Genomic DNA, 10,984 nt, shown 5'->3' with positions numbered 1-10,984 from the left:
GGCTACGGTCTGGTCGTCGGGTTACTCGCGCTGGGTGCGACGGTCGCGTTCGCGATCCGCCGTCAGACCGGTACCTGAAGGATTCCGCCGCCTCCTCGATCGCCGTTCGGGTTCGACGACCTCGACCGTCGTTCTCGATCCGACCACGAATCGGTCCCGATGAACGCGGTCGATCCCCCTCGAGACGGTCCGAAACCACTTTTCGACGCGATTTCACGGCAGGCTGCCCCCGCAGGGTACCGCCGTCACCGCCGGGTGTGGCCCGTCGATCGTACCAGCACGCCTCTGAAAACATCAGATATGTTAGGGTATCCTGCTACAGCAAGCGCGCTTACAGTACTGTCATACAGATTACCCTTATGACCGTCACGTTCGTACGACGTTCAATTTCCGATGACAGCCGAACGCGGACCGAAATCGACGGCGAATCCCGCACAACTGATGCTCCGCGAGGTGTGGAGCACCGGGGATCTCGAACTGATCGACGAACTCGTGGCGGACCGGCACGTCCACCACGATCCGCTGCTCGACGAGCCGATCGCCGGTGCGAGCGCGCTGAAAGAGTGGGTCGCCACGGTTCGGTCCGGATCGCCAACCTTGGCGAAGAGCGTCCGGGAAACCTACGTCGACGGGAACGCGGTGATTCTGACCTACACCTCGACCGGTACCCACGAGGGCGAGATCATGGGGATCGCGCCGACCGGTCGCTCGTTCGAACTGGAGGGCACGTCGGTCTTCCGCGTGGACGACGGTCGGCTGATGGAGACGGTCGACGTCTGGGATACGCTCGGACTCTTCAGCCAGATCGGCGAGTTCCCGGAGGAGGTCTGAGATGCGCGGCGACGGAGACGACGCGAGCGCGACTGGTGGCCGGCAGGGAACGGAACCGGGACGACCGAGTCGGACGGGCGAAACGGCGGCCCTCGGTCGCACGACCATCGTGACGATCGTTCTCGCCCTGTGCGTGCTCGCCGTAGCCGCTGTGGCCCTCGGAGGTTCGGTGGGCGCGGCGGATACCACGCTCGTCTCGGACGGTGAGTCCATTCAGGACGCCATCAACGACTCCGACCCGGGCGATACGATCGTCGTGGAAGCTGGAACGTACGAGGAAGAACTCTCGATCGACGTCGACGACCTCTCGATCGTCGCGGCCGAGGGGGAACGGCCGGTGCTCGAGGGTGACGGGTCGGTCGAACTGGATACGGCGATCACGATCGACGGAGCCGACGGCGTCGTCGTAGACGGGTTCGACGTGACCGACTATCGGGGTGACACCGCGATCGTCGTCCAGGACGCTGCGGACGTGCGAATCGCTGACACCACTGTGGTGGTCGAAAGCGGAATCGGAATGCCGAATAACGGGTTCGGGATCCACGTCGTCGACTCCCCGAACGTCGTGATCGAAGATACCTACGTGGCGGATCACGACGGCGAGGACGGCATCGCCATCGAGCACTCCGCAGACGCCAGTATCGAGAACGTGACCGTCCGGGAAACTGGCGATGGCGTGCACCTCACGCACTCCGTAGACGCCCGTATCGTCGACAGCACGCTCGCGAAAAATAGCCGTGCGGTTCGAGTCGCTGAGGGGTCCGACGGAACCAGAATCGAGAACAGCACGGTGTACGACAACCGCGCAAACGACGCTGTCATCATCTCTCAGTCCGAACACGTAGCGATTCGAGCCAACAACATTACGGACAATAGCAATCGAGGCATCCGCTTCTGGCAGTCACCATACGGTGCCGTGACGGACAACGACGTGCATGGGGGCTTCGGGAGCGACCAGGGGGTCACATTCGGCGAGTTGTCCCACCACGGGCTCGCGACGAACAATTCGATCGTGGATTTCGACGACGAAGGAATACGCGTACAGCAGGCAAATAACATCACGATCTCGGACAACGTCGTCGAAGGGAACGCACGTGGCGGCGGTGGCGACGAAGGCGGCATCCACCTCACGCTCTCTTCGGACTCGACGATCACGGGCAACGAAGTCCATGACAACGACGTGCAGGGGATCTTCCTCGATGGCGAAGCCGACACCTGGGGAGACTACGGACCGAACGCGAACACGATCGTCGAAGACAACGTGGTGAGCGGCCACGACGTCGACCTCGACGTCGTCGAATCCGTCAACACCACCGTGACCGGAAACGTGTTCGAAACCGGCGTCGCGCTCGACGGAACCCAGTTCGAAGACTTCGACCACACGTTCGCGAACAACACGGTCGCCGGTGACCCGGTGTACTTCGTCAACGGCGAGACGGCTCCCGAAATCCCGGCCGATGCGGGCCAGATCATCGTCGTCGACTCGTCCGACGTCGAGATTCGCGGCTTCGAACTCGACGGGATCGCAGCCGGCATTCAGGTCGCCTATAGCGACGGTGCCGTGATCGAGGACAACAACCTGACCGAAATGGGCGGGAGCGAGGAACTCACCTTCAGCCGGGGGGCGATTACGCTCTGGAGCTCGGCTGCATCGACGGTATCGGAGAACGCGATTTCGGAGAGCGACTGGAAGGGACTCGCGATCTACGACAGCGCGGACGCGGTCGTTACGGAGAACGAGATAACGTCGATGGAACGGTCCGGCGTCTTCGTCGACGGCTCAAGCGGGGTGACGGTTTCGAACAACCTCGTCACGGATAGTGCCGAGCGCGTGGGCGTGTACGTTCGGGACGGCTCCCACGGGGCGACGATCCGGGAGAACGTGATCGAACGCAACGATCGGCAGGGCATAAACGTCGAGGACCTCTCGAACGCGTTCGTCACGAACAACACCGTCTCGGAGAACGCTGATGGGATCAACTTCGACGACGTCGAAGACGCACTGATTGTCGACAACACCGTGACGGACAATCGGTGGGAAGGGATCGGGACGACCACGGCTCAGAGCGGGAACGTGAACCTCACCGTCGAATCGAACGACGTCCGCGGAAACGACGTTGGAATCGACGTCAGTCAGCACGTCAGCGAAGCGGTCGATCACCTCACGATCGTGGACAACGTCGTCTCCGACAACGACGACGTCGGGATCAACGCGCTCAATGCGCGGCTGCTGGGGAACGTCGTGACGGACAACGGTGCGACTGGCATCGAGGTTACGCGCGATGGGCAGGTCGAGGGCAACACCGTCACCGGAAACGATGGCCACGGAATCAGTTCGGACGTCGGAACGGTGCGAAACAACACGGTGTCGAACAACGCGAACGATGGCATCTACCTCGTGCAGTGGAGCGACGGGCCGATCACCGGCAACGTCGTCTCGGGCCACGCCGTCGACCTCCGGCTGGTCGAATCGACGAACGCCACGGTCCTCGACAACGAATTCGACGCCGGCATCAGGATCGAGGAATCGCGCTGGGGCGGGTACTCGGACAGTATCGAGAACTTCGATCACGAGATCGGAAACAACACCGTCGACGGCGAGCCGCTGTACTACGCGTTCGGTGCCGAATCCGTCGCCGTCCCCAGTAACGCCGGCCAGGCGATCGTCGTCAACGCGACTGACGTGACGATAGCGGACGTCGAGGCCGACGGCGTCGCGACAGCCGTCCACGTCGCGTACGCGACGGACGTGACGATCGACTCGGTTACCGTCACCGACAGTACGACCGACGGCGTTCACCTGGCCGTCTCCGAGAACGTCACCCTGGCTTCGAGTACCGTCTCGGGGAGTGCGGGCGACGGCGTCTACGTCGAAGAAGTTGCTCCACTCCACGTCGTCGAAACGGCGGCTACCGAAAACGACGGACACGGGATGTCGCTCGAACTGGTCGATCCGGCGGAGAACTCGACCGTCGCGAACAACACCGTCCTCGGAAACGACGTCGGCGTCGAACTCCACGTCTTCGGCGACCTGGTCGACGTCGTCGTGCGGGACAACGCGATCCAGGACAACGGCGACGGACTCGTTCTCGACGACGACGCCGAGGCGGTCACCGTGGCCGGGAACGCGATCCAGGGCAACGACGTCGGCCTCGTCTACGACTCATGGTCGCCGCCGGTGCTGGACGCGTCCGAGAACTGGTGGGGCCACGAGACGGGGCCGAGCGGCGGCGTCACTGACGGCTGTACGGACGAGGCTGCGGAGGGTTCGGGTGACGAAATCGAAGCGGATCACGGAACGGTCTGTTTCGACCCCTGGCTCACCGACCCGATCGGCGACGAACCGTACCCGGCGTTCACGTTCGCTCCCGAGGAGCCGTTCGAAGACGAACCCGTCACCTTCGACGCGAGCACCTCGTCATCTCCGGCCGGTGAAATCGCGAGCCACCGCTGGGACTTCACCGGCGATGGGTCCTTCGAGTCCACGGACGTGCCGGAGATCACGTACGCGTACGACGAGGCGGGAAGTTACGAGGTGACGCTCGAGGTCGAGGACGACGCCGGGGAAACCGCACAAACGTCACGATCGATCGACGTACGGGCGATCCCCGGGCCGACGGTCAGCGGCACCGTCTCCGATGCGGACACCGGGAGCGCAATCGCCGACGCGGACGTCGCACTCGTAGACGAGTCGGACGCCGTGGTCGCGCAGGGCGTCACCGACGCGTCCGGGAGCTACGAATTGGAGGCTCCCGAGGAGGGGATCTACCACCTGCTCGTCAACGCCGAGGGATACGAACCCGGCGGTGTCGAGGGCGTCGAACTCGATACGGACGAGGAAACGATCGAAGACGTCGAACTCGATCCGATCCTGTTCTTCGTGGAGATCCAGTCGACGAACTCGCCGGTGGTCGAAGGCGAGACGCTCGACGTCGAGGTGAGCGTCGAATACGTGGGCGACGGGCCGGCCAACGAGACGGTCGAACTCCGGGGACCCGACGACGAACTGCTCGCCAGCGAGACGGTCGCGTTCGACGACGACGGCCTCCAGACGGTCGCCTTCGAGTGGGAGACCGACGGCGACGACGTCGGCACCCACGTCCTTCGGGTCGAAGCGGGCGCGGACGCGGACGACGTCGACGTGACGGTCGAAGCATTCACCCCCGCGACCTTCGAGATCTCGGTCGACGCGACGAACTCGCCGGTGACCGAGAACGGGACGTTCGAGGTCGAGGCGACCGTCGAGAACGTCGGCGACGAATCCGGTACCGAGACGGTCGAACTCCGCGACGCCGACGACGAGGTGCTCGCGAACGAGACGACCGACCTCGGTGCGGGCGAGAGCGAGTCGGTCACCCTCGAGTGGGAGACCGGTCCGGACGACGTCGGCCAGTACTACTTCTCGGTCGCCACCGACGACGACGCGGAGACGGTGCCCGTCGCGGTCGAAGCGGACGACCTCGGTATCGCGTTCTCGCCCACCCAGCCGGAACCGGGCGAGACCGTCATCTTCTACGCGGCCCACGCCGAGGACCCCACGTGGGACTTCGGCGACGGCACCACGGCCCAGGGATCGCTCGTCTTCCACGAGTACGAGTGGCCCTGGGGAACGCGCACGGTGACCGTCACCGACGTCGACGGTACCGAAGAGGAGTTCGACGTATCGGTTCGGATGCCGACGTTAGAGTGGGATCCCCAGCCGATGGCCTCGACGTCGATCGACCGGGAGTACGGCGGCGTGCCGCTCTCGGGCGTCGAGTGGGAGGAGACGTTCACGGCCAGGCTGGTCAGCATGGACACCGTCGGCGCCGAGGCGGTGGACGTCGCGGAGTTCGTCTTCGAGCTCGGCGACGAAACGGTCACCAAATCCCCGCAGACCGACGGATTCGCCCAGGAGGCCGAGGCGACGTTCGACCTGGGGGAGCTCGACGGGGACGAAGAGTTGACGGTGACCGCGGTCACCGCCGACGGCGGCGAGTGGGAGATGACCGAGATGGTCGCCGTGACGCCGATGCCGGAGTGGCTCGAACCCTACGAGGACGCCTTCGAGGCCGACCGGGAGGCCGGCGAGCTCACCACGACGTTCGACCTCGGCGACCTGGGGGACGGCGAGGGATTCTCTCTCGACGACCTTCCGGTCGACACGGGCGAACAGTCGGCCGGCGGAGACGCTTCGGCACTGATCGTCTACGACGCGACCACCGCGACGGCGGTCGCCACCGGCGAGGGTGGATTCGAAGCCGACGTCCTCGACGCTTCGGTCGAGGCCGGCGCCGAGGTCGAAGCGTCGGTCGACTCGCAACTCGCCCTCCTGCAGGCGTGGCTCGCCGCCCACGCCGAAGTCGAGGACATCCCGGGGCCGTTCATGGGCGTCGACGCGCCGATTGTCGGCGAGGTCGGCCTCGGAACCGACATCGACGTCAGGATCGCCGCCGAGGGCGACTTCGACGGCGACTTCGCCTTCGAGCAGGGGACCGTCCAGCCCGGCGCTGGGCTCACCGTCTACGCGACGGTGGACGTGTACTGCGAGCTGTACGCCCAGGTCCACGGCGACGTCGACGTCGCGTTCGACTTCGGTCCCGAGGTCGACGACGCGAACCTGCGCGGGGAGGCGACGGTCGGCGGCGGCGGGGGCGTCGACTGCGGACTCCTCGAGGCGTCCCTGGACGTCGACCACACCGTGGATATCGGTGACGGCCTCGAGGGAACGACGCTCGTCCTCTCGGCCGACGACGCGGACGCCGTCGAGGACGTGGAGTGGGAACTCGCATCCAAGTACGGCGAGCGGCCGTTCGCCGGCGGCGAATCCGCCTCGGTCGCGACCGCGGGATCCGTCGCCGGGACGGCCGACGGGGTCGATCGTCTGACCGAGCGCGACCTGGAGGACACCCAGCCGGCCGTCGCCGCCGTCGGCGACGATCTCGTGGTCGTCTGGAGCGCCCAGTCCGAGGAGAAGAACGTCAGCGACGGGCGGGACCTGCGCTACCAGCGCTACGACGCGAGCGAAGGCGAGTGGTCCGAGACGACGAATCTCACCGACGACGCGACGAGCGACGAGCGGCCCGCGCTCGCGGCGAGCGACGACGGCGTCATCGCCGTTTGGTCGACGCTGAACGAGAGCGTCGACGCCGACGCGGTCGACGGGCCCGACGACCTGTTCCCCCACTACGAGATCGCATACGCGATCGACGACGGCGACGGCTGGAGCGAACCCGAGGTGGTCACCGACACCGACGAGCTGCAGACCCGACCCTCGGTTGTGTCCACCGACGAGGGCTGGCTCCTGGCCTGGGAGTCAGTCCAACTCGCCGACGGGAACGTCTCCGCCGGCGACGTTCGCTACGCGACCGTCGACGCCGACGGCGAGGCGGGAGCGATCGAGACGATCGCGGACGCCACGCTGCCGGCGCTGGGACTCGACGCGAACCGCGAGTTCGCCGCGCTGGCCTACGCGACGATCGACGACGGCCCGACCGCCGACGCCGGCGCTGGCGAGAGCCGCACCGCCGACGTCGTCACCGAGCGCGTGGATGCCGACGGCGAGCGCGAGGAATTGCACGCTCACGCGGCGGGCAACGTCACCTCGATCGCGACGGACGCGGGTCGGACGGTCTGGGTCGACGGCGTCCTCGACCCGACCGTCCACGAAGGCGACGCCAACGGAGCCGAGGGTCTCGAGCTCCGCGAGGACGTCCGCGAGGTCTCCGAGCTCGCGCTCGCGAGTACGGACGAGGACGCCGTCCTCTCCTACCGCGCGATGACCGACGGGGAAAGCGCCAACGACCTCGTTTACCGGTTGAATCGCGGCGACGGTTGGATCCACGACCGCGAGCACGTCGCCGTGGGCGAGGCGAACCACACGGCGTGGCACGCCGACGTGACGCCCGCCCCCGACGGCGAGGGCTTCCACGCCGCCTACGCCGTGCAGAAACTCGACCCGAACGCGACGAACGACGTGTTCGTCGCCGACCACGAGTTCCGGCCCGCATTCGACCTCTCGGCGACCGCGACCGAGGCCGCCGCCGGCGAGACCGCGACGGTCGAGTACGAACTCCGAAACGTCGGCGACGTCGCGACGGTCGACGACGTGACGGTCATCGTCGAGAACGCCTCGGAGGTCGTCGATGAGGGCGATCACGACGCTCTGGAGGCCGGCGAAAACGTGACCGGCACGTTCGACCTCCCGGTCGACGAGTACGGCGCGTTCGACCTGCGCGTCGAGCACGACGAGCAGACCCACGCCGGCGTCGAGGAGGCGACCGTCGTCGCGGCGACGCCGTCGCTCTCGGTCGGCTCGATCTCGAGCGAACGCGGCGAGGCGGATACCGTCGCGATCTCGGCCGCGGTGCGAAACGACGGCGGCGCCGCCGCGACCGACGTGCCGGTCGCCTTCGACGACGGAACCGGTACGGTCGCCGCGACGACCGTCGACCGGATCGGTTCCGGGGAGAACGCGACGGCGTCGGTAACGGTCGATGCGGGGTCGCTGAACGGGACCGTCCCGGACCTGGTGCGCATCGATCCGAACGGCAAGCTCGAGGCGGACGCGGTCGCCTCGGACGAACGGACGACGTGGTTCGTCCGGCCCGACCTCGCGGTGGGGTCCGTCGAGTACGTCGACACCGACGACGGCGTGACCGCGGAGGTCCTCGTGGCCAACCGCGGGAACCTGTCCGCGGACGCAACCGTCAGGATCGTCGACGACGATCGGACGGTGCTCGGCGAGGCGGACGAGCGGATCGACCGCGCGTCGACCGCCGGCGCGACGTTCGCGGTCGTTCCGGTCGAGCTCGGCGACGTCCCGGAGGGGACCCGGGTCACCGTCCTCGCGGAGAGCGACGTTCCGGACGCGGACCCGACGACGGCCGGCCTCGGTGACGAGGTGGGCCCGATGTACGCCGCCGATCGGCCCACCTTCGACGTCTCGATCGCGGCCGTCGAGGCGCCGGAGCGGACGGGGGGCGACCTGGCCGTCGACGTGGTCGTCGAGAACCGGGGTGACGAGCTCGACACCCAATCGCTCGTCCTGGCCGTCGACGGGGAGGACGCCGACGCGACGGCGGTCGAGTTGCATCCCGGGTTCGAGACGACGGCGACCCTCTCTACCACGGTCGACGAGGTCGACCGGCCGGGGATGGACATCCGCGTGGCGAGTGAAACCGCCCACGACGTGCGAACGGTCGCCGTGGCGTCGTCCGACGACGACGGCGGCGAGACGCCCGGGCCGTCGCCGCCCGCGCCGGCGCCCGATCCGGCCGCGTTCGAGGTCGTCGAACTCGTGGCTCCCGACGAGATCGACGTCGGCGAGTCGCTCCCCGTGTCGGCGACGGTCCGAAACGTCGGCGAGGAATCGGGAACGTCGACGGTCGCGCTGAATCTCGAGGGGCGGACGATCGACGACCGCGAGATCGAGCTGGACGGGGCCGACCGCGAAACGTTCGAGATCGAGATACCGGCGGCGGATTTGTCGGTCGGCGAGCACGAACTCCGTCTCGACGTCGGCGACGACGAGGCGACGACGACGGTGCTGGTGACCCGGGACGGATCCGCCGAGGCGGACGACGATCGGACCGACGACACCGGCGCCGACGACGAGCCGCCGGTCGACGACTCGACGGACGACGGCGCCGACGACGACGGGTTACCCGGATTCGGGGCGGTGGCTGCCCTCGCGGCGCTGCTCGCGATCGGCGTGCTGGCTCGGCGGTCGCGCGGGCCGCGATGACGCCCTCGCCGACGGTCGGCTCGGCGTCGGTCTCGCCGGCGACCGTCCGGCGCATCCGCTGACCGTCGGCGAGGGCGTCACTCCCGGATCGAGCTGGCGAGCGACGAGATTCCCTCGTATTTCTCGAGCTCCGCGAGCGCGTCGTCGGCGTCGACGGCGAGTTCGTAGCTCGGACGGCCTTTCCCCACCGGCGAGGGGTTCTTCTCGCGGTGGCACTCGAGCACGCCGTTCGCCTCGAGAACGTTCAGCGCGCGGGAGACGTCGGCCTCCGAGAGCCGACCGGTTTCGACGGTGAACCGTTCGTTGCAGGTCGAGCGAACCTCGTCCGGGCGGACCGATCCGTCGGCGCGGTCGATCACGCCCAGGAGCACGACCCGCTCGAGCAGCGTCGCCTCCGCGACGGCCGCGTGCACGTCCATGCTCGATCGTTTGTGATCGAGAATAATGAACTTCGGGTCGCCGTGACGGTCGGAGCGATCGGTCGAGCAGTCGGGCCGTCGTGACGGGAGGGGAGCGCTCCGGCAACCGTGAGACAGAGGGGTCGGAACGGCCGGTCGGACGGTCGGATCGTCGTGACGGTCGGAACGGCCGGTCGGACGGTCGGATCGTCGTGAGGATCGAGACGACCGTGGGGCCCGTTCCCCCGAGCGAACCAGTCCCGAAACCGTCCATAGCGACCGTAGCGCGGAAGCGTTTTCCGGCCAGCGACCGAAGGTCCCCCAATGGACCCACTCGTCCCCTTTCAGGCGGCGGAAGCGACGCTCGTCGTCGGCGCGCTCGTCCTCGTTCTGGCCGTCGTCACGCTCTGGCAGATGGTCGTGTTCGTCAACGCCTACGATCGCGAGGCGCTGACGGTGTTCGGCGAGTACCGCAAGCTGCTCGAGCCGGGGCTGAACGTCGTGCCGCCGTTCGTCTCGCGGACGTACCGCTTCGACATGCGGACCCAGACGATCGACGTGCCGAGCCAGGAGGCGATCACCCGCGACAACTCGCCGGTGACCGCCGACGCCGTCGTCTACATCCGGGTCATGGACGCAAAGCGCGCCTTCCTCGAGGTCGACGACTACATGCGGGCCGTCTCGAACCTCTCCCAGACGACGCTGCGGGCAGTGCTGGGCGACATGGAACTCGACGACACGCTCAGTCGCCGGGAGAAGATCAACAGCCGCATCCGGGAGGAACTCGACGAACCCACCGACGAGTGGGGGATCCGCGTCGAGTCGGTCGAGGTCCGCGAGGTCACGCCCTCGCCGGACGTCAAGGGCGCGATGGAGAAACAGACCTCCGCCGAGCGGACCCGTCGGGCGATGATCCTCGAAGCGCAGGGTGAACGGCGCAGCGCGGTCGAGAAGGCCGAAGGTGACAAACAGAGCCAGATCATCCGTGCACAGGGTGAAAAGCAGAGCCAGATCCTGGAAGCCCAGGGTG

Annotated in this window: 4 protein-coding genes; 3 read left to right on the top strand and 1 reads right to left on the bottom strand. The window is 67.3% G+C overall.

Going from position 1 to position 10,984, the window contains the following annotated elements:
- The first annotated feature begins 393 nt into the window (after positions 1–393).
- The gene (locus QZT59_RS08885) at positions 394–831 is read left to right on the top strand and encodes an ester cyclase (protein WP_290814420.1); all 438 of its coding nucleotides are present in this window, start codon (positions 394–396) and stop codon (positions 829–831) included.
- A 1-nt stretch (position 832) separates the two neighbouring features.
- Positions 833–9,556: a right-handed parallel beta-helix repeat-containing protein gene (locus QZT59_RS08880; RefSeq protein WP_290814417.1), complete on the top strand. Its 8,724-nt coding sequence runs from the start codon at positions 833–835 to the stop codon at positions 9,554–9,556.
- Positions 9,557–9,633: 77 nt separating this feature from the next.
- Here the strand turns inward: QZT59_RS08880 and QZT59_RS08875 are convergent, their stop codons facing one another.
- Positions 9,634–9,975 carry a hypothetical protein gene (locus QZT59_RS08875; RefSeq protein WP_290814414.1) on the bottom strand — a complete coding sequence of 114 codons (342 nt, stop codon included), beginning with the start codon at positions 9,973–9,975 and terminating at the stop codon, positions 9,634–9,636.
- A 303-nt stretch (positions 9,976–10,278) separates the two neighbouring features.
- Here QZT59_RS08875 and QZT59_RS08870 point away from each other — a divergent pair.
- A partial coding sequence (locus QZT59_RS08870; RefSeq protein WP_290814411.1) for an SPFH domain-containing protein occupies positions 10,279–10,984 on the top strand: 706 nt, incomplete at its 3' end.

Origin of the sequence: Halovivax sp. (assembly GCA_007119345.1) — an archaeon.
Classification (GTDB): Archaea; Halobacteriota; Halobacteria; order Halobacteriales; family Natrialbaceae; genus Halovivax.
Note: the sequence above shows the minus strand (reverse complement) of the source record. Positions and strands in the feature narration are given on the sequence as shown.